We start from the raw sequence: 18,412 nt of genomic DNA on the forward strand, positions 1-18,412 counted from the left end.
CCAGGCGGGCGAGTTCCGCACCGAGCACGACTCGATGGGCGAGGTCCAGGTCCCTCGTGACGCGCTGTGGCGCGCCCAGACCCAGCGCGCCATCGAGAACTTCCCCATCTCCGGCACCACCCTCGAGCCGCGCCTGATCCAGGCGATGGCGCGGGTCAAGCAGGCCGCCGCCGTGGTCAACGCCGAGCTCGGCGTGCTCGACGAGGCCCGCGCCGCCGCCATCCGCACGGGTGCGGAGTCCGTCGCCACCGGCGAGCACCTCGACGCCTTCCCGCTCGACGTCTTCCAGACCGGCTCGGGCACGAGCTCGAACATGAACATGAACGAGGTGCTGGCCTCCCTCGCGGGCGCCGCCGGCACCGACGTCCACCCCAACGACCACGTCAACGCCAGCCAGTCGTCCAACGACACCTTCCCGACCGCGATCCACGTCGCCGCCGCGCTGGCCGTCACCGAGGACCTGCAGCCGGCGCTCGCCGTCCTCGCGGAGTCGCTGGAGGCCAAGGCGCGCGAGTTCGGCGGGCTCGTGAAGTCCGGGCGCACCCACCTCATGGACGCCACCCCGGTGATGCTCGGCCAGGAGTTCGGCGGGTACGCCGCCACGATGCGGTACGCCGCCGAGCGGCTCGACGCCGTCCTCCCCCGCGTGCGTGAGCTGCCGCTGGGCGGCACCGCCGTCGGCACCGGCATCAACACCCCGCCCGGGTTCGCCGCCCGGGTCATCGAGGTGCTGGGCGAGACCACCGGCCAGCCCTTCAGCGAGGCCCGCGACCACTTCGAGGCGCAGGGCGCCCGCGACTCGCTCGTCGAGCTGTCCGGCGTGCTGAAGACGATCGCGGTCGGCGTCACCAAGCTGTGCAACGACCTGCGCTGGATGTCGTCCGGCCCCACCACCGGCCTCGCCGAGATCCACCTGCCCGACCTGCAGCCGGGCTCCAGCATCATGCCGGGCAAGGTGAACCCGGTCCTGCCGGAGGCGACGCTGATGGTCTGCGCGCAGGTCATCGGCAACGACGCCGCCGTGACCCACGCCGGCGCCTCGGGCAGCTTCGAGCTCAACGTGATGATGCCGGTGATGGCCCGCAACCTGCTCGAGTCGGCCCGGCTGCTCTCGACCTCCACGGTCCTGCTGGCCCAGCGGTGCGTCGACGGGATCACCGCGGACGTCGAGCGGATGCGCCGCTACGCCGAGTCCTCGCCGTCCGTCGTGACGCCGCTGAACAAGCACATCGGCTACGAGCAGGCCGCGAAGATCGCGAAGAAGGCCCTCGCCGACGGCACCACGATCCGCGAGACGGTGATCGCGATGGGCTTCGTCGAGCGCGGCGAGCTCACCGAGGCCCAGCTCGACGAGGCCCTCGACGTGGAGTCGATGACCCACCCGTGAGGGATCCCGAGGAGGTCGCCCGGCAGTACGCGAGCGAGCAGCCCCTCGAGACCCGTCGTGCCGTCTGGGGGCCCGGCCCGTCCGGCGTCGACCCGGTCGACGTCGTCCTCGCCGAGGTCGGGGCCGCCCTGCCGGCGACACGCGCGCTGCCCGACGTCCTCGAGGTCGGTTGCGGGACCGGTGCGCTCGCGGAGCGGATCCGCTCCGCCCACCCCGGCGTCGCACTGCTGGCGACGGACGCCTCGGCGCGGATGGTGGCCCTGGTCGCCGATCGCGGCATCCCCACCCGGGTGATGGACGCCGCCGCGATGGACGTCCCCACCGACTCCTACGACGTGGTGGTCGCCGCGTGGATGCTCTACCACCTGCCCGACCTCGACGCCGGCCTGGCCGAGGTCCGGCGGGTGCTCCGACCCGGCGGCTCCCTCGTCGCGGTCACCCTCGGCGAGGAGCACGTCGCCGACCTCCGGCGGGAGGCCGGCGGCGACCCCCTGCCGCTGTCGTTCTCGGCCGAGAACGGCGAGGCGCTGCTGCGGCGGCACTTCGACGCGGTCCGTCGTACCGACGTGGAGACGCGGGCCACCTTCACCGACCGCGACCAGGCCCTCGCCTACCTGCGCTCGACCGGCGAGGACGTCGCCTGGTCGCTGCCGCCCTTCGACGGCCCCCGCGCCTACGCCGGCCACGTCACCGTCCTCACCGCCTCCTGAGGCCGAGTCGGCCCGAACGCACCCCAGAACACCCCCGAGTCGGCCCGAACGCACCTCAGAACAGCGCCGAGTCGGCCCCAACGCACCCCAGAACACCGCCGAGTCGGCTCGAACGTATGGACTGCCGTGCCGTTCTCAGCCGACGCGGGGGCTTTGGGCGCGGCTCGGGCCGACTCGGCGTGCTGAGCGCGTGCCTCCGGGCCGACTCGGCGGCCTGAGAGCGCGCGTTCAGGCCGACTCGGCGTCCTGAGAGCGCGCGTTCAGGCCGACTCGGCGCGCTGAGGGCGTGCGTCCGGGCCGACTCGCGGTCAGGACGCGGTGCGCTGCCAGACCGCGACGGTGCCGTGTCCGTCCTCGACGGTGCTGCCGATGCGGACGAAGCCGGTGTTCTCCAGGACGCGCTGGCTGGCGATGTTGTCCGGGGTGGTGTGGGCGAGGACGCGCGTCACGTCGTCGCGGGCCAGCGCGGCGTCGCTGAGGGCGCCGACGGCCTCGGTGCCGAGGCCGCGTCCGTGCTCGGAGGCGTTGACCCCGTAGCCGATCTCGACCGTTCCGTCGTCCTCGACGGGGCGCTTGGCGCCGAGCTCGGCGACGGCGTACCCGGTCTCACGCTCGACCGCGACGTAGCGCAGGTCGACGACGCCGTCGGAGGCACCGCCGAGGCCCTCCAGGAGGCGCGCGTAGGACCCGAGCGCGTCGCCGGGCCACTGGGGGCCGAAGGTCACGGTGCGCGCGCCGTCCGGCAGCTCGAGGACGGCCTCGAAGTCGTCGGACTCCAGGCGGCGCCGGAGGATCGCGCCGGTCAGCGGGACCAGGTGAAGGCGGGGCGTGCTGAGGATCTCCATCACGCCCGACCCTAGTGGGCCGGGCGGGGGCTGGTCGCCCGTCGGAGGCGTGCGATCAGTACCAGTTGTTCGCGACGCTGTGGGACCAGGCGCCGCACGGGCTGCCGTAGCGGTCCTGGATGTAGCCCAGGCCCCAGCGGATCTGCGTCTCCGGGTTGGTGGCCCAGTCGGCGCCCTCGCTGGCCATCTTCTCGCCGGGCAGCGACTGCGGGATCCCGTACGCCGAGGACGTCGGGTTGTCGGCGGTCGTCGACCAGCCGGACTCCTTGGTCCACAGCGAGTCGAGGCAGCTGAACTGGTCGGAGGAGAAGCCGTACTCGGGCAGCAGGGCCTGCGCGATGTCGCGGGGGTCGGAGTCCGAGAGCTCGACCTCCTCGACCATCCCGTCGCCGGCGCCCTGCGCCAGGGCCGCCTCCTTGGCCGGGTCGGTGGTCTCCCGACGGTCCGAGCGGCTGATGGCCTCGCTGCGCTCGTTCAGGATGCGGGTGATCCGCTCCGTGCCGATGGCGGTCGAGGTGGCCGTCGAGTCTCCGACGGCGCCGACGGCGGCACCGGCCGGGGCGGCGTCGAGCGCGACCTGGTCGGCGCCGAGGACGCCGCCGGACACGACGACGCCGGTCGCGACGACGGCCGCCGAGGAGAAGGCGACGGTGCTGCCGACGACCTTCCGGGCCACGAGCGGGCGCGCGGGCTCGCCACGGTGCTTGGCCTGGCGGTGCTTCGGGACGTACTTCTCACGCTTCGGCACAGGGATGTCTCACGGGGGTAGACGTCGGGGCAGGTCGTGCGGTTCCGAGCGCGGACGTCCGCGCCGGGAGGGCACCCGTGGGCCGGACGCGGGGAGTCCGGGGGTGCCCGACGAATCCCGGTCACCCTGCCCCAGGCACGGGCACGACGCAAACCGGCGGGCCGCTCGGGCGGGTCCGGTGTGGGCGGGACCACCACTTGCGTCACAGCAGCCCCATCAGACGCGCGAGCCCCGCCGTCGACCGGGCGGCGGGGCTCACGAACCGAGGTCAGAGCGTGACGTTCTCCAGCATCTCGGTCACCAGCGCGGCGACCGGCGAGCGCTCCGAGCGGGTCAGCGTCACGTGGGCGAACAGCGGGTGGCCCTTGAGCCGCTCCACCACGGCCACGACACCGTCGTGGCGGCCCACGCGGAGGTTGTCGCGCTGGGCCACGTCGTGGGTCAGCACCACCTTGGAGTTCGCCCCGATGCGCGAGAGGACCGTGAGCAGGACGTTGCGCTCCAGGCTCTGCGCCTCGTCGACGATCACGAAGGAGTCGTGCAGGGAGCGGCCGCGGATGTGCGTCAGCGGGAGCACCTCGAGCATCCCGCGGTCGAGGACCTCCTCGATGACCTCGCGGGAGGCGACCGCGCCCAGGGTGTCGAAGACCGCCTGCGCCCAGGGCGACATCTTCTCCGACTCCGAGCCCGGCAGGTAGCCGAGCTCCTGGCCGCCGACCGCGAACAGCGGCCGGAACACGACGACCTTCTTGTGCTGCCCGCGCTCCAGCGTCGCCTCGAGGCCCGCACACATCGCCAGCGCCGACTTGCCGGTGCCGGCCCGGCCGCCGAGCGAGACGATCCCGACGTCGGGGTCGAGCAGCAGCTCCAGCGCCATCCGCTGCTCGGCGGAGCGCCCGTGGATCCCGAACGCCTCCCGGTCGCCCCGGACGAGGCGGACCTGCTTGTCGGGCGTGACCCGGCCCAGCGCCGTCCCGCGGTCCGAGAGCAGGACCAGGCCCTGGTGGCAGGGCATGTCGCGGGCCTCGGGCAGGTCGACGACGCCGTCGTCGTACAGCTCGTCGAGGTCGGCGGCCGCCACGTCGAGCTCGGCCATGCCGGTGTAGCCCGAGTCGGACTCGCTGACCGCCTCGGCGCGGTACTCCTGGGCGTCCAGGCCCACCGCGGAGGCCTTGATCCGCAGCGGCAGGTCCTTCGAGACCAGCGTGACCTCGGAGCCCTCGTCGGCCAGGTTGCGGGCCACGGCCAGGATCCGGGTGTCGTTGTCGCCGAGGCGGAAGCCGGACGGGAGCACGGTGGGGTCGGTGTGGTTCAGCTCGACCCGCAGGGTGCCGCCGTCCTCCCCCACCGGGACCGGCTGGTCGAGCCGACCGTGGAGCACCCGGAGCTCGTCGAGCGAGCGCAGTGCGGCGCGGGCGAAGAAGCCGAGCTCGGGGTGGTGACGCTTGCCCTCGAGCTCGGTGATGACGACGACGGGAAGCACGACCTCGTGCTCCTCGAAGCGTCGGATCGCTCCCGGGTCCGCCAGCAGGACGCTGGTGTCGAGGACGTAGGTGCGGGTGCTGGTCACGCTGGACGTGGAGGCCACGGCTTACCTCTCGCGGACCGGCGCACGCACTCGCGTCCCCGGTCCTAGTCGCTTCGCTCGGACCGGGATCGGGCCCGGGAGCCGGAGTGCCGACCCCCTCCTCCGACCGCGCCCCGACCACGCGCCTCGTGGCGGCTGTCGTGACGGTGGACGGACAAGATCGGGCCTCCTGGTACGGCGGGCTTCCCCACCCGCCGGTGCCTCGAAAAGTACGCCGCCGCGACGGCCGCGAGGAGCGACACGCCCTACCGGCGTGTGAACGCCGCGTGACGCCTGACCCCAGGCGTCACACCCGTCACGCAGGTCCCGTCAGGCGCCGTACCGGCGGTCGCGCAGGGCGTAGGCCCGGACGGCGCGGAGGAAGTCCACGCGACGGAAGTCGGGCCAGAAGGCCTCGCAGAAGTAGAACTCGCTGGTCGCGCTCTGCCACAGCAGGAACCCGCCCAGCCGCTGCTCGCCGGAGGTGCGGATCACGAGGTCGGGGTCGGGCTGGCCCTTGGTGTAGAGGTGCGCCGCGATGTGCTCGACGTCGATGACCTGGGCGAGCTCCTCCAGGGTGGTCTGCCGCGTGGCGTGCTCGGACAGCAGCGACCGCACGGCGTCGGCGATCTCGCGGCGTCCGCCGTACCCCACGGCGACGTTGACGAGCAGGCCGTCGTTGTCCCGGGTCGACTCCTCGGCCTCCTTGAGCCTCTCCGCGGTCGCGGACGGCAGGAGGTCGAGCGCCCCGACGGGGTGGATCCGCCAGCGACCGGTCGCGGCGAGCGAGGAGACCGCGCCCTCGATGATGCCGAGCAGCCCCGTGAGCTGGTCCGCGGGCCGGTTCGACAGGTTGTCGCTCGAGAGCAGCCACAGCGTGACCACCTCGACGCCGATCTCCTCGCACCAGCCGAGCATCGGCGCGATGTTGTCGGCGCCCGCCCGGTAGCCCTCGGCGGTCCCGAGGCCGACGGCCCGGGCCCAGCGGCGGTTGCCGTCGAGCATGACCCCGATGTGCTGGGGCATCCGGGCGTCGGCGGGGATGCGGCGCATCATGCGCGCCTCGTAGGCCGGGTAGAGCACCCGCCGCAGCCCTCGCTTCCAGTCCACCTCGGCATGCTAGCGGCCCGAGGCCTCCGGACCGGGTGTCCTCGACGGGTCTCGCGGGCACCGAGCGAGGTTGGTCACGAACCGACCGGACGCCGACCATGCCTCGCTACGCTCGCACCATGAACGCTCGAGTCGCCGACCTCACGCAGGGGGCCGCCGACCACGTGCGCGAGGCGTTCGCCGAGGTCAAGCCCAAGCTCCGGGGGTGGTTGCACCTCGCGACCGCTCCGTTGACGCTGGCCGCCGGCATCGTGCTGATCGCCCTGTCCCCCAACGCCGTGACCCGGATCGGGTCCGCGGTGTTCGCCGGGTCCGCCCTCGTGCTGTTCACCGTCTCCGCGATCTACCACCGAGGGACCTGGTCGCCGAAGGTGTGGGGCATCCTGCGGCGGTTCGACCACTCGAACATCTTCCTGCTCATCGCAGGCTCGTACACGCCGTTCAGCCTGCTGCTGCTCGAGGGCAACTCCCGGGTCGTCCTGCTCACGACCGTGTGGACGGGCGCGATCCTCGGCGTGCTGTTCCGGGTGTTCTGGACCGGCGCGCCACGGTGGCTCTACACACCGATCTACATCGCGCTCGGGTGGGCGGCGATCTTCTTCATCCCCGACTTCGCCGACGGCGCGGCGGGGATCGGTGTGGGCGTCGGGACGGCGGTGCTCGTCCTGGTCATCGTCGGCGGCGGGCTCTACACCCTCGGCGGGGTCGTGTACGGCGTGAAGCGACCCAACCCGTGGCCCCGGTGGTTCGGGTTCCACGAGGTGTTCCACACCTTCACCATCCTGGCGTTCGCCTCGCACTACGTCGCCGTGTCGCTCCTGACGTACTCGCTGCGCTGACGCCGGCTCTCAGGCGGGCAGCTCCTGGAGCGACCAGCCGTTGCCGTCGGGGTCGGCGAAGAAGGCGAACCGCGAGCCCGGCACGCCCTCGGGCCCGAGCTGCTGGACCTTGCTGATGGCGACCCCGCGGTCGGCCATCGCGGCCCGCGCGACGTCGATGTCGTCGACGCACAGCTGCAGGCCCTTCGTGGACCCGGGCTCGCCCAGCGGCATCCCCTCGCCGATGACGACGGAGCACGGGGAGCCCGGCGGCGTCATCTGCACCACCCGCATGCCCGGGGACGGCCGCACGTCGTGGTCGAGGCCGAAGCCGACCTGCTCGGTGTAGAAGGCGAGCGAGCGGTCGACGTCCGCGACCGGGACGGCGATGACGAGGAGTCGGAGGTCCACACCTCAGTCAACCGCGCGGGAGGCCCCGCGCACCAGGGCCTCCAGGGCGGCGTAGAGGAGGTACGTCGCCACCAGGGCGGCCGTCAGGTGCAGCAGCAGGGCGAGCGCCACGTTGGTCACCAGCCCGGCGACGACGAACCGGCCCCACAGCAGGGCCAGCAGGCAGGGCAGGACCACGGCCGCCGCCACGCCCTGGAGCAGCCGCAGCCCGGTGGGGCCGTCCCCGATCCACGGCACCCCCAGGCCGGCGCCGGCGAGGTCGAGCGTCGCCAGCACCCCGAGCACCAGGGTCACCGCGAGGGTCAGCACCGCGACGCCACGGAACCACCACCGGCGCACCGGGCCCCACCCGGTCGCCCGCCCGTCGACCATCGTCGCGACCGTGACCGCGGACCACACCAGCCAGCGCCGCACCGGCGGCACGCCGAGGTCGGCCATCGCGTCCCGGAACACCCGGTCGGCCTGGACCCGGGTGACGACGACCCCTTCGGGGCTGACGTACGTCGGGGGCAGCGCCGGGTCCGTCTCGACCAGGCCGTCGTGCACCAGCGCGGCCGGGAGGTGACGCCCGCTGCGGGGCACCAGCCAGGTGAAGAACCGCGGCACCGAGGTGAGGTCCGTGCGGAACGTCGCCGGGTCGGCCGGCACCAGGAGCGGACCGAGGCGTCGGTCGTCGTACCCGATCCGGCGCAGCATCGCGAACGCCTCCTCGCCCTCCTCCATCCGTCGCTCCAGGAAGACCCGGGCCACCGCGTCACGGTCCGCCGGCTCGTCGGGCAGCCCGCCGTCGAAGAACCTCACGGGCGATAGTGTGGCCCGAGGCGGAGCAGTCCGCGGAGCTCCGGCAGGAGGTCGTCGTACGGCGCGCAGAAGGCCTCGGCGAGCTCGACGGAGAGGCGGCGCGGGTCGGCGGAGGTCGCGCAGACCGCACCCACCAGCACGCTCGCCCAGGACCACGCAGGGGCCACCAACCCGTCTCGTCGGGCACGTCGCGCCACCGCGCGCGGGAGCACGGCCCCGAGGGACTCGATGGCCATGGCGGTGGTGACCGCCGTGCCCTGGAGGTGTGCCACCGCGCGGAGGTAGGCGTCGTGGGCGAGCGCTCGCTCGTGTCTGTCGAGCAGGGTCGGGAGGACGCCGGGCCGTAGGTGGGCCAGGGCCACGGCCACGGCCCGCACCGTCCTGTCCGACGCCAGGAACTCCGCGGGTGATCCGACCGTCGCGGAGCGCGACCACCGGAACGGGCCGGTGCCCTCGAGGAGAAGCTCGCGCCCGGCCACGTCGTGGACCACCGCGGTCCCGAGCAGGGCCAGCAGCCCCTGGCGCAGCATGGTCGCGAGGTCGTCCGAGGCCGTGGGCCAGGAGCAGCCCAGCGCGCTCGTCACGTCGTCGACGACCCGCGGCCACCCGGCGTCCTCGACGCGGACCGCGGCCAGGTGCGGGACCGTGTCGACGAGCCGGTCGATCGCGGCGCTGCGCCCGACCGGCCTGGCCGCCGCGCGCACCTGGGCCAGCACGTACCCGGCGGAGGTACCGGTCGAGTAGCCCGAGGCGCACTCGACCAGGAACCGGACGAGCTGGTCCCCGTCGCCGCCCACCACGGCGGCCGCGAGCCCCCGCACGAGCGGCGTCAGGGGGCCGTGCACTCCGTCGGGGTCGAACTCGAGGTCGTCACATCGCCAGGTCGGAGGGAGGTCCCGGACGTCGGAGGGGCGCGGTCGCAGGTCCCGCAGGAGGGTCCGGACCTGTTCGAGCGCGGCGTGGTCCGCGGGACCCCGAGGGCCCTCGGGCGGACGGCGCAGCGACCATCGCACGGGCAGGACCGCGGCGGCGGGGTCGACCCCGAACGCATCGACCTCCTCGCGGGCCACGGGTGCGCCCAGCCGGAAGGTCACGGTCGCGTCACCCCCGTCGAAGACCTCGGTGCGGCAGCCGCCCGCCGACAGGCGGCCGGCCAGCACCTCCGCCGCGAGGTCGTTCAGGACCTGGGCGAGGTCGCGCGCGGAGAACTCCCAGTCCGCGCCGGGGTCCTGCCCGTCCGTGGGCCTGGCCCAGAGCTGCAGCTCCGGCGCACCGCGGTCGTGCAGCCCGATCGTGTAGGCGAACGCGCCGGGCGAGGCGTCGTGGTGCGTCGCCGGGACGGCCTCGTCCGCACCGCAGCACTCGTTGCAGTGCGCGTCGTCCGAGACGACCTGCACGATCCACGTCGGCTCCGTGCTGGTGATCCCCATGATCCTCCCTCGCGGACCGGTGTGGCCCGACGGACGCAGGGTCGCAGGATCCGCCGACAGCCGGAGGGGGAACGGCGAGAGTCCTGAAAACAGCGCCGCCGGGCTCAGGACACGTCGCGCGGGGCGTACATGATCACCGCGACCCCGACCAGGCAGATCAGCGCCCCGAGGTAGTCCGTCCGGGCCGGGCGGAAGCCGTCGACGGCCATCCCCCAGGCCAGGGACCCGGCGACGAACACCCCGCCGTACGCCGCGAGGACCCGCCCGAACTCCGCGTCCGGCTGGAAGGCCGCGACGAAGCCGTACGCCCCCAGGCAGAGCACGCCGGCGCCCACCCAGACCAGGCCGCGGGACTCCCGCACCCCCTGCCAGACCAGCCAGGCGCCGCCGATCTCGAGCAGTGCGGCGAGCACGAACAGCAGGATCGAGCGGGTGACCATCCGACGAGGCTAGTGAGGCCGGACGGGGCAGCCGCGGGGCGCGGTGCCGAGGTCCTCGACCGTGAAGCCGTCGGGGTAGGAGCGGATGCGCGGCATGTCCCGGACGTACGCCGGCCGCCGGCGCGCGGGCAGGAGGCCGGCGGCCCTCCCCCGGGCCCGCAGCGCGCCCCGCACCAGGCGCCGCTCGAGCCGCCCGGGCTCGTCGTACCCGAGGGCCGCGAGCAGCGGCGGGTCCATCATCGAGCGGGTCGCCCGCAGCACGAGGGGCCGCAGGGCGCGTGGGTAGAAGGTGGCCATCAGCGCGAGCGTCGCGTCCGCGACCCGCCGACCACTTGGGTCGAACGCGAAGTGCTCCGTCTCGTAGTCGTTCATGAGCGCCGCGAAGCCGTCGTACGTCTCGGGGACGCCGCGGATCCCCATCCGGGCGCCCAGCGCGCGGTAGTAGCCGACGGCCGCGGCGACCTCGGCGTCGGTCAGGCGGCGCCTGCCGTGGGCGTCGATCCACCGGCGCGGGACGACGACGAACGTCGCCAGCGTGTAGCGCATGTCGTCGTCGGAGATGTGGTGGCGCCGGTGCATCCCGTTGACCTGCCGGATCGCCGCCCGGCCCAGCTCGGAGTCCAGGCCCTCGACGAGCGGCACCTCGAGCAGCAGCGCCGTGTCGTCGTACCGCTTCTGGGTGCGTCCGGTGAACTCGGCCGTCTCGTCGAGGAGCCGTCCGATCGTCGGGACGGCGAACGTCCGGAACAGCGCGAGGCTGAGGGCCTGGGTGGTGTCCCAGGGGAAGTCGAACAGCGCCAGTCGCCTCGCGACGGCCTCGTGGTCGGCCCTGAGCTCGGCCTGGTCCGGCGGGGGTGCCTGCGACATGGCGTCACGGTAGTCGCGTCGCGGAGGCCGCGCCACGGTCACCCGACGACGTAGACGACGCAGGCCAGGCCGAAGCCCATCACGCCGATCGTGGTCTCCATGACGGTCCAGGTCTTCAGGGTGGTGCGCACGTCCATCTCGAAGAACCGGCCGACCAGCCAGAAGCCGGAGTCGTTGACGTGGCTGGCCACGACCGAGCCGGCGGCGAGCGCGAGGACGACGGCGGCGACCTGCACGGGCGAGTAGGAGCCGTCGAGGACGACGGGCTGCACGAGCGTGGCGGCCGTCGTCAGCGCGACGGTGGCCGACCCCTGGGCGATCCGCAGCGCCGAGGCGATGAGGAAGCCGGCGAGGATCACGGGGATCCCTAGCCCGGCGAGGGTGTCGGCGAGCGCGTCGCCGATGCCGCTGGTGCGCAGGACGAAGCCGAACATGCCACCGGCGCCGGTGATGAGGATGATCGCGCAGACCGGTCCGAGCGCGCCGTCGACGAGCTTGTCGAGGGTCTCGCCCGCGACGCCGCGGCGGACGCCGAGCACGTACATCGCGACCAGGAGCGTGATGAGCAGCGCGACGGGCGTGGAGCCGAAGACGCGGAGCACGGCCACCCACGTCGTCTCGCCGTCCACCCACCCGGCGGTCGCGGCGGTGTTGAGGCCGGTCTCGAGGAAGATCAGGGCGAGCGGCAGGAGCAGCAGCCCGACGACGGTGCCCGCCGACGGCGGCTTGCCCAGCGCCTCCTCCTGCTTCGGCCCGCCGCTCAGGACGTCGGGCACCGGGACCTCGATGCGCTTGCCGACCCAGAGGCCGAAGAGGTAGCAGGTGACGAACCACGTGGGCACCGCGACGAGCAGCCCGAGGACGACGACCAGGCCGACCTGCGCCTCGAGCAGGCCGCTGGCCGCGACGGGGCCGGGGTGGGGCGGCACGAAGACGTGCATCACCGAGAAGGCGCCCGCGGCGGGCAGGCCGTAGCGGAGCAGCCCCCCGCCCATGCGGCGCGCGACCGCGAAGACGATGGGCAGCATCACGACCAGGCCGGCGTCGAAGAAGATCGGGAAGCCGAACACCAGCGAGGCGACGCCGAGCGCGAGCGGTGCCCGCTTCTCGCCGAAGCGCGCGATCAGCGCGTCGGTGAGCACCTGCGCTCCGCCACTGACCTCGACCAGGCGGCCGAGCATCGCGCCGAGGGCGACCAGGAGGGCGACGGTCCCGAGCGTCGTCCCCAGCCCGGTCGTCAGGGCGGGGATGATCTGCGCCGCCGGGTAGCCGGTCGCGAACGCCGTGCCGAGGCTGACGAGGATCAGCGCGAGGAAGGCGTGGACCTTGAACCGGATGATGAGCAGCAGCAGGACCGCGACCGCGCCGGCCGCGATGCCCAGCAGCGCGCCGGGGCCGAGGGTCTGCTCGAACGTGATCTCCATCAGGGCTCCTGCGTCTCGGATCCGGGGGCGGTGCGGGTGAGGGCGTCGTACGCCGCCTCGACGAGCTCGTCGACGCCGAGCGCGACGTCGAGGACGACGCCCGCCTCGTCGACGCCCAGCGGCTCGAGGGTGGCGAACTGCGAGTCGAGGAGGCCGGGCGGCATGAAGTGCTGGCCGCGGGCGGCCTGGCGCCGGCCGATCAGCTCGCGGTCGCCGTGCAGGTGCACGTGGACGGCCGCCGGCGCCTGGTCGCGCAGCCGGTCGCGGTAGGCGCGCTTGAGCGCCGAGCAGGCGACGACCCCGCCGCTGGTCCGGCGCTCGGCGAGCCAGCCGCCGACGGCGTCGAGCCAGGGCCACCGGTCGTCGTCGTCGAGCGGCGTGCCGGCCCGCATCTTCTCGACGTTCGCGGGCGGGTGGAGGTCGTCGCCGTCGGTGAACGCGACGTCGAGCCGACGGGCGAGGGCCTCGCCGACGGTCGACTTGCCGCATCCGGAGACACCCATGACCACCACGAGGGGCGGGTACGAGCTCGTGTCCTGCGTCACGTGGTCACTGTCACACGAATGATCTGATCATTGCAACCGGGGTCCCTCACTCATCTGCCGATTCGCGCCCGCGGTGTCGGATGACCTGATGACATGATGGGCTGATGACCGCCACCGAGGGCCCGCTCCAGGAGCGCGTGCTCGAGGGGCTCGGGCTGCGGATCACGGCGGGTGAGCTCGCCGTCGGCACGGTGCTCACCCTCGAGGGGATCGACCGCGAGTTCGGTGTCTCCCGGTCGGTGTCCCGCGAGGCGGTGCGGGTGCTCGCCGCGATGGGGCTGGTCACGGCGAGGCGTCGCGTCGGCGTGACCGTCAGCCCCCGCGCCGACTGGCAGGTCTTCGACCCCCGCCTCATCCGCTGGCGGCTGGCCGGACCTGACCGCGCCGAGCAGCTGCGCTCCCTCACCGAGCTGCGGTCGGGCTTCGAGCCGACCGCCGCGGCGCTGGCCGCGGCCCGCGCCACCCCCGCCCAGGGACGACGACTCGCCGAGGCCGCCCTGGACATGGCCGAGCACGGCGCGACCGGCGACCTCGTCGCCTACCTCGCCGCGGACCAGGTCTTCCACCGCACGCTCCTCGACGCCTCGGGCAACGAGATGCTCTGCTCCCTCGCCGCGGTCGTCGACGAGGTGCTCGCCGGCCGCACCCGCCACGACCTCATGCCGGCGCGCCCGAACCCCGAGGCGATCGCGCTCCACGAGGCGGTGGCCCGCGCCGTCCGGGTGGGCGACCCCGCCGCCGCGGAGGCCGGCGTCCGGGCGATCATCGCCGAGGCGGCCGAGGCCACCGCGGGTCGACCTGCTTGATACCCCTACCCCCCAGGGGTACTGTGGCGGCATGGACACCACGCCCGGGTACGCCGACCGCAAGGACGACGTCCTCAAGCGCCTGCGCCGCATCGAGGGTCAGGCCCGCGGCCTGCAGCGGATGGTCGAGGCCGACACCTACTGCATCGACGTCCTCACCCAGGTCTCGGCGACGACCAAGGCCCTGCAGGCCGTCGCGCTGAGCCTGCTGGAGGAGCACCTGTCGCACTGCGTCGCCGACGCCGCCGCGAGCGGGGACGACGACGCCGCCCGCGCCAAGCTCGACGAGGCCTCCGCGGCCATCGCACGCCTCGTGCGGTCCTGACCCGGCCCGACCCACCGCCTGCCCCACCGCCTGCCCCACCGTCTGATCCACCACCGGTCCAGGAGGACCCCATGGCCCAGCAGAGCTACACCGTCGACGGCATGACCTGCGAGCACTGCGTCGCCTCGGTCACCGAGGAGATCTCCGAGCTCGACGGCGTCACCGACGTCAGCGTCGACCTCGGCTCCGGCCGGGTCGTCGTCACCACCGAGGCCCCCGTGACCGACGACGCCGTCCGCGCCGCCGTGAGCGAGGCCGGCTACACCGCCCGATGAGCACCCCGGGCAGCGCCCCGGTCTCCCCCGGGCCGACGCAGGACGTCGAGCTGGAGCTCACCGGGATGACCTGCTCGTCGTGCGCCAACCGGATCGAGCGCAAGCTCAACAAGCTCGACGGCGTCAGCGCGACGGTCAACTACGCCACCGAGCGGGCGCGGGTGTCCTACCCCGCGGACCTCGGGACCGAGCGTCTGGTGGAGACCGTCGCCGCGGCCGGGTACGCCGCCCGCGTGCCCGAGCCCGTGCACCCCGACGCCGACGGCACCGACGGGCCCGACGCCGACCCGCTCACCACCCGTCTGGCCGTCTCCGCGGCGCTGAGCGTCCCGGTCGTCGTCCTCGCGATGGTGCCGCCGTGGCAGTTCGCCGGCTGGCAGTGGGTCTCGCTCGTGCTCGCCCTGCCGGTCGTGCTGTGGGGCGGGTGGCCCTTCCACCGCGCCGCCTGGACGAACCTGCGCCACCGCGCCACCACGATGGACACGCTGATCTCGATCGGTACCCTCGCGGCGCTCGGCTGGTCGCTCTACGCGCTGCTGCTCGGCTCGGCCGGCGAGATCGGCATGAGTCACGGCTTCTCCCTCACCGTCGAGCGCGGCGACGGCAGCGCGAACGTCTACCTCGAGGCCGCCGCGGGCGTCACCACGTTCCTGCTCGCCGGTCGCTGGCTCGAGCACCGCGCGAAGCGCAACGCCGGCTCCGCCCTGCGCGCCCTCCTGGACCTGGGCGCCAAGGAGGTCACCCTCCTCACCGACGGACCCGGCGGGGGTGAGCGCCGGGTGCCCGCCGACAGCCTGGTCGTGGGCGACCGCTTCGTCGTCCGTCCGGGCGAGACCGTCGCGACCGACGGGGAGGTCGTCTCCGGCTCCTCCGCCGTCGACACCGCGATGCTGACCGGGGAGTCCGTCCCGGTCGAGGTCGGCCCGGGCGACACCGTCACCGGCGCCACGCTCAACGTCGGGGGCCGGCTCGTCGTCCGCGCCACCCGCGTCGGGTCCGACACCCGCCTCGCCCGGATGGCGCGGCTGGTCGAGGACGCCCAGACCGGCAAGGCCGCCGCCCAACGGCTCGCCGACCGGGTCTCCGGGGTCTTCGTGCCCGTCGTCCTCGTGCTCGCGCTCGGCACCCTGCTCACCTGGTTCGCCGTCGGCGAGCCGGCCCAGGCGGCCTTCACCGCGGCCGTGGCGGTGCTGATCATCGCCTGCCCCTGCGCGCTCGGGCTGGCCACGCCGATGGCGCTGATGGTCGGCACCGGTCGCGGGGCGCAGCTCGGCATCCTCATCAAGGGCCCCGAGGCGCTCGAGCGCACCCGCCGCCCCGACGTCGTGGTGCTCGACAAGACCGGCACCGTCACCACCGGGGCGATGAGCCTCGTCGACGTCGTGACCGCCGACGGCACCGACGAGACCGACGTCCTGACGTACGCCGGCGCGCTGGAGCAGGCCTCCGAGCACCCCATCGCGCGGGCCGTCGCCGACGGTGCCCGCGAACGGGTCGGGGCCCTCCCCGAGGTCGTCGACTTCGCCAACGACCCGGGTCGGGGGGTGCGCGGCACCGTCGCCGGCACCCCGGTGGTCGTCGGACGGCCCTCGCTGCTCGGCGACCTCGCCCTGCCGGACGACCTCGCCGCCGTGCTCGACGCCGAGACCGCCCGGACCACGGTCGCCGTCGGCTGGGACGGCGCCGTCCGCGGCCTGCTCGTGGTCGCCGACCGCGTCAAGGAGACCTCCGCGGAGGCCGTCGCGGACCTGCGGGCGCTCGGGCTGCGGCCCGTGCTGCTGACCGGGGACGCCGAGCCGGTCGCGCGTGCCGTGGCCGCCGAGGTGGGCATCGCGACCGAGGACGTCGTCGCGGGCGTCCTGCCCGAGGACAAGGTGGACGTCGTGCGCCGGCTGCAGGCCGAGGGCCACGTCGTCGCGATGGTCGGCGACGGTGTCAACGACGCCGCCGCCCTGGCGACCGCCGACCTGGGCCTGGCCATGGGGACCGGCACGGACGCGGCGATCGAGGCCGCGGACCTCACCCTCGTGCGTGGCGACCTGCGGGTCGCGGGCGACGCGATCCGGCTGTCCCGGCGCACCCTGGGCACGATCCGCGGCAACCTCTTCTGGGCCTTCGCCTACAACGTGGCGGCCCTGCCGCTGGCCGCGCTGGGCCTGCTCAACCCGATGCTGGCCGGCTTCGCGATGGCGGCCTCGTCGCTGTTCGTGGTCGGCAACAGCCTGCGGCTGCGGCGGTTCAGCGCCCGCGCCGGGACCTGACGGCCCCGGGCAGCGACAGCAGCGCCACCACCACGACGCCCACGGCGAGGCCTACGAGCAGGTTGTGGGTGGCGACCACGGCCGCCAGGGTCGCGAGCATCGCGACCGTGTCGCGGACCGGCCGCGACCGGACGCCCGCCCACGTGAGGCTCTCGCGGTCGATGCTCTGCCAGGCGACCATCAGCATCACGGCGACCAGGGCGGCCATCGGGATGGCGGCGACGACGTCCCCGAGGAGCAGGACGAGCACCAGCATCAGCGCCCCGGCGGAGAACGTCGACACCCGGGTGCGGGCGCCGTTGACGCGGGTGTTCATGACGCTCTGGCCGATGACGGCGCAGCCGCCCATGCCTCCCAGCAGGCCGGTCACGAGGTTGGCGCCGCCCTGCCCGGCCGCCTCGCGGCGCTTGTCGGAGCCGGTGTCGGTGATCCGGTCGACCAGGTCGGCGGTGACCAGGGTCTCCAGCAGGCCCACCAGCGCCAGCCCCACGGCGTACGGGCCGATGATGCGCAGCGTCTGCCAGGTGAGGGGGACGTCGGGGAGCACCGGCACCGGCAGCGCGCTCGGCAGGGCTCCCTCGTCGCCGACGTCCGGCACGTCGAGGCCGGCGAGCACCGTCACCGTCGTCAGCAGCACGATCGCGACGAGCGGGGCCGGGACGGCCCGGGTCAGCCGGGGCCACCCGACGACGACCAGCACGCCCACCGCGACCAGCGGGTAGACGGCCCACGGCACCCCGACGAGGTGCGGGACCTGGGCGAGCAGCAGCAGCGCCGCCAGCGAGTTGACGAAGCCGACCATCACGCCGCGCGGCACGAACCGCATGAGGCGAGCCGCGCCCGCCAGGCCGAGCAGGACCTGGACCAGGCCGCCGAGCAGGACGGTGGCCAGCAGGTAGTCGAGGCCGTGGTCGCGCATCACCGGGGCGACCACGAAGGCGACGGCGCCCGTCGCGGAGGAGATCATGGCGCGGCGTCCGCCGAGGACGGCGATCGACATCGCCATGGTCACCGACGTGAACAGCCCGACGCGCGGGTCGACACCGACGATGACCGCGAACGAGATCGCCTCGGGCACCAGCGCCAGGCCCACGACCAGGCCAGCGAGGACCTCGCGGCGCAGCACGCGAGGTGAGCGCAGCGCGCCGAGGACGGTGTGGACCTCCCCGGCGGCACCGTCCGCCCCGGGGGCCGGGGTCCTCGTCGTGGCCACGACCGGCGAAGGTACCCCTCGATCCTGGGCGCACGTACGGTGGACCGATGGCCACCATCGAGCTGACCGCCGAGAACTTCAGCGAGCACGTGCAGGGTGACGGCATCCTGCTGGTCGACTTCTGGGCCTCCTGGTGCGGCCCGTGCCGACAGTTCGCGCCGACCTACGAGGCCGCGTCCGAGACGCACCCCGACATCACCTTCGGGTCGGTCGACACCGAGGACCAGCAGCAGCTGGCCGCCGCCGCGCAGATCTCCTCGATCCCGACGCTGATGGCGTTCCGGGACGGGATCCAGGTCTTCGCGCAGGCCGGGGCCCTGCCGCCGCCGGCGCTGGAGGAGCTCATCGGGGCCGTGCGCGGCCTCGACATGGACGACGTCCGGCGCCAGGTCGCCGAGCAGACGGCCCAGCAGCCCGGGCAGTAGGGCG

At 74.0% G+C, this 18,412-nt stretch carries 20 protein-coding genes; 8 read left to right on the top strand and 12 right to left on the bottom strand.

All coding sequences use genetic code 11. The annotated features are described in order from the left end of the window. The first annotated feature begins 34 nt into the window (after positions 1 to 34). Both Q0858_RS07960 and Q0858_RS07965 read left to right on the top strand, forming a co-directional pair. Positions 35 to 1,387, top strand: a complete 1,353-nt coding sequence (locus Q0858_RS07960; RefSeq protein ID WP_299052971.1) for a class II fumarate hydratase — start codon at positions 35 to 37, stop codon at positions 1,385 to 1,387. After that, positions 1,384 to 2,097 carry a class I SAM-dependent methyltransferase gene (locus Q0858_RS07965; protein ID WP_299052452.1) on the top strand — a complete coding sequence of 238 codons (714 nt, stop codon included), beginning with the start codon at positions 1,384 to 1,386 and terminating at the stop codon, positions 2,095 to 2,097. The genes Q0858_RS07960 and Q0858_RS07965 overlap by 4 nt, the downstream gene beginning before the upstream one ends. 308 nt (positions 2,098 to 2,405) lie before the next feature. Here Q0858_RS07965 and Q0858_RS07970 read toward each other — a convergent pair whose 3' ends face one another. The 4 genes from Q0858_RS07970 to Q0858_RS07985 all read right to left on the bottom strand — a co-directional run bounded on the left by Q0858_RS07970 (position 2,406) and on the right by Q0858_RS07985 (position 6,367). Continuing rightward, positions 2,406 to 2,942 carry a GNAT family N-acetyltransferase gene (locus Q0858_RS07970; RefSeq protein WP_299052454.1) on the bottom strand — a complete coding sequence of 179 codons (537 nt, stop codon included), beginning with the start codon at positions 2,940 to 2,942 and terminating at the stop codon, positions 2,406 to 2,408. Between the two features lie 55 nt (positions 2,943 to 2,997). After that, complete coding sequence (locus Q0858_RS07975) at positions 2,998 to 3,690, bottom strand: lytic transglycosylase domain-containing protein (protein WP_299052457.1); 693 nt, start codon at positions 3,688 to 3,690, stop codon at positions 2,998 to 3,000. A 268-nt stretch (positions 3,691 to 3,958) separates the two neighbouring features. Further along, positions 3,959 to 5,278: a PhoH family protein gene (locus tag Q0858_RS07980; RefSeq protein ID WP_299052458.1), complete on the bottom strand. Its 1,320-nt coding sequence runs from the start codon at positions 5,276 to 5,278 to the stop codon at positions 3,959 to 3,961. 309 nt (positions 5,279 to 5,587) lie between these two features. Then, the gene (locus Q0858_RS07985; protein WP_299052461.1) at positions 5,588 to 6,367 is read right to left on the bottom strand and encodes an isoprenyl transferase; all 780 of its coding nucleotides are present in this window, start codon (positions 6,365 to 6,367) and stop codon (positions 5,588 to 5,590) included. 119 nt (positions 6,368 to 6,486) lie between these two features. On the opposite strand from Q0858_RS07985, the gene Q0858_RS07990 reads away from it, so the two are divergent. Continuing rightward, a complete protein-coding gene (locus Q0858_RS07990; protein WP_299052463.1) occupies positions 6,487 to 7,206 on the top strand; it encodes a hemolysin III family protein in 720 nt (239 codons plus the stop codon). Between the two features lie 9 nt (positions 7,207 to 7,215). Here the strand turns inward: Q0858_RS07990 and Q0858_RS07995 are convergent, their stop codons facing one another. The 7 genes from Q0858_RS07995 to Q0858_RS08025 all read right to left on the bottom strand — a co-directional run bounded on the left by Q0858_RS07995 (position 7,216) and on the right by Q0858_RS08025 (position 13,103). Beyond that, the gene (locus Q0858_RS07995; protein WP_299052465.1) at positions 7,216 to 7,596 is read right to left on the bottom strand and encodes a VOC family protein; all 381 of its coding nucleotides are present in this window, start codon (positions 7,594 to 7,596) and stop codon (positions 7,216 to 7,218) included. Between the two features lie 3 nt (positions 7,597 to 7,599). Beyond that, on the bottom strand, positions 7,600 to 8,397 hold the full coding sequence (locus Q0858_RS08000; RefSeq protein WP_299052468.1) for a DUF1353 domain-containing protein: 798 nt from the start codon (positions 8,395 to 8,397) through the stop codon (positions 7,600 to 7,602). Continuing rightward, a complete protein-coding gene (locus tag Q0858_RS08005) occupies positions 8,394 to 9,827 on the bottom strand; it encodes a hypothetical protein (protein ID WP_299052471.1) in 1,434 nt (477 codons plus the stop codon). Before Q0858_RS08005 ends, Q0858_RS08000 begins: the two co-directional genes overlap by 4 nt. Positions 9,828 to 9,931: 104 nt before the next feature. Continuing rightward, complete coding sequence (locus Q0858_RS08010) at positions 9,932 to 10,267, bottom strand: YnfA family protein (protein WP_299052474.1); 336 nt, start codon at positions 10,265 to 10,267, stop codon at positions 9,932 to 9,934. A 9-nt stretch (positions 10,268 to 10,276) separates the two neighbouring features. Further along, complete coding sequence (locus tag Q0858_RS08015) at positions 10,277 to 11,134, bottom strand: oxygenase MpaB family protein (protein WP_299052477.1); 858 nt, start codon at positions 11,132 to 11,134, stop codon at positions 10,277 to 10,279. 38 nt (positions 11,135 to 11,172) lie between these two features. Then, positions 11,173 to 12,558, bottom strand: a complete 1,386-nt coding sequence (locus Q0858_RS08020; protein WP_299052480.1) for a GntP family permease — start codon at positions 12,556 to 12,558, stop codon at positions 11,173 to 11,175. After that, on the bottom strand, positions 12,558 to 13,103 hold the full coding sequence (locus Q0858_RS08025; protein WP_366916001.1) for a gluconokinase: 546 nt from the start codon (positions 13,101 to 13,103) through the stop codon (positions 12,558 to 12,560). The genes Q0858_RS08020 and Q0858_RS08025 overlap by 1 nt, the downstream gene beginning before the upstream one ends. A gap of 104 nt (positions 13,104 to 13,207) precedes the next feature. Here Q0858_RS08025 and Q0858_RS08030 point away from each other — a divergent pair, with 104 nt between their 5' ends. The 4 genes from Q0858_RS08030 (at position 13,208) to Q0858_RS08045 (ending at position 16,770) form a co-directional block, all read left to right on the top strand. Further along, positions 13,208 to 13,909, top strand: a complete 702-nt coding sequence (locus Q0858_RS08030; protein ID WP_299052483.1) for an FCD domain-containing protein — start codon at positions 13,208 to 13,210, stop codon at positions 13,907 to 13,909. 31 nt (positions 13,910 to 13,940) lie between these two features. After that, the gene (locus Q0858_RS08035) at positions 13,941 to 14,234 is read left to right on the top strand and encodes a metal-sensitive transcriptional regulator (RefSeq protein WP_299052486.1); all 294 of its coding nucleotides are present in this window, start codon (positions 13,941 to 13,943) and stop codon (positions 14,232 to 14,234) included. 71 nt (positions 14,235 to 14,305) lie between these two features. Beyond that, complete coding sequence (locus Q0858_RS08040) at positions 14,306 to 14,509, top strand: heavy-metal-associated domain-containing protein (RefSeq protein ID WP_240238002.1); 204 nt, start codon at positions 14,306 to 14,308, stop codon at positions 14,507 to 14,509. Continuing rightward, the gene (locus Q0858_RS08045; RefSeq protein ID WP_299052492.1) at positions 14,506 to 16,770 is read left to right on the top strand and encodes a heavy metal translocating P-type ATPase; all 2,265 of its coding nucleotides are present in this window, start codon (positions 14,506 to 14,508) and stop codon (positions 16,768 to 16,770) included. The genes Q0858_RS08040 and Q0858_RS08045 overlap by 4 nt, the downstream gene beginning before the upstream one ends. Here Q0858_RS08045 and Q0858_RS08050 read toward each other — a convergent pair. Then, positions 16,748 to 17,983 carry a SulP family inorganic anion transporter gene (locus Q0858_RS08050; RefSeq protein WP_299052495.1) on the bottom strand — a complete coding sequence of 412 codons (1,236 nt, stop codon included), beginning with the start codon at positions 17,981 to 17,983 and terminating at the stop codon, positions 16,748 to 16,750. The genes Q0858_RS08045 and Q0858_RS08050 overlap by 23 nt on opposite strands. 47 nt (positions 17,984 to 18,030) lie before the next feature. Here Q0858_RS08050 and Q0858_RS08055 point away from each other — a divergent pair, with 47 nt between their 5' ends. Continuing rightward, positions 18,031 to 18,408, top strand: a complete 378-nt coding sequence (locus Q0858_RS08055; RefSeq protein ID WP_299052497.1) for a thioredoxin domain-containing protein — start codon at positions 18,031 to 18,033, stop codon at positions 18,406 to 18,408. Positions 18,409 to 18,412 lie beyond the last annotated feature (4 nt).

The organism is uncultured Nocardioides sp. (assembly GCF_947489365.1).
Classification (GTDB): Bacteria; Actinomycetota; Actinomycetes; order Propionibacteriales; family Nocardioidaceae; genus Nocardioides.

Bases quoted from the DNA above. Each gene is read 5' to 3' on its own strand.
- Q0858_RS08010 (WP_299052474.1), bottom strand. From the start codon at position 10,267: ATGGTCACCCGCTCGATCCTGCTGTTCGTGCTCGCCGCACTGCTCGAG.
- Q0858_RS07990 (WP_299052463.1), top strand. From the start codon at position 6,487: ATGAACGCTCGAGTCGCCGACCTCACGCAGGGGGCCGCCGACCACGTG.
- Q0858_RS07960 (WP_299052971.1), top strand. From the start codon at position 35: ATGGGCGAGGTCCAGGTCCCTCGTGACGCGCTGTGGCGCGCCCAGACC.
- Q0858_RS08055 (WP_299052497.1), top strand. From the start codon at position 18,031: ATGGCCACCATCGAGCTGACCGCCGAGAACTTCAGCGAGCACGTGCAG.
- Q0858_RS08030 (WP_299052483.1), top strand. From the start codon at position 13,208: ATGACCGCCACCGAGGGCCCGCTCCAGGAGCGCGTGCTCGAGGGGCTC.
- Q0858_RS08040 (WP_240238002.1), top strand. From the start codon at position 14,306: ATGGCCCAGCAGAGCTACACCGTCGACGGCATGACCTGCGAGCACTGC.
- Q0858_RS07970 (WP_299052454.1), bottom strand. From the start codon at position 2,942: ATGGAGATCCTCAGCACGCCCCGCCTTCACCTGGTCCCGCTGACCGGC.
- Q0858_RS08005 (WP_299052471.1), bottom strand. From the start codon at position 9,827: ATGGGGATCACCAGCACGGAGCCGACGTGGATCGTGCAGGTCGTCTCG.
- Q0858_RS08045 (WP_299052492.1), top strand. From the start codon at position 14,506: ATGAGCACCCCGGGCAGCGCCCCGGTCTCCCCCGGGCCGACGCAGGAC.
- Q0858_RS08015 (WP_299052477.1), bottom strand. From the start codon at position 11,134: ATGTCGCAGGCACCCCCGCCGGACCAGGCCGAGCTCAGGGCCGACCAC.
- Q0858_RS08035 (WP_299052486.1), top strand. From the start codon at position 13,941: ATGGACACCACGCCCGGGTACGCCGACCGCAAGGACGACGTCCTCAAG.
- Q0858_RS08020 (WP_299052480.1), bottom strand. From the start codon at position 12,558: ATGGAGATCACGTTCGAGCAGACCCTCGGCCCCGGCGCGCTGCTGGGC.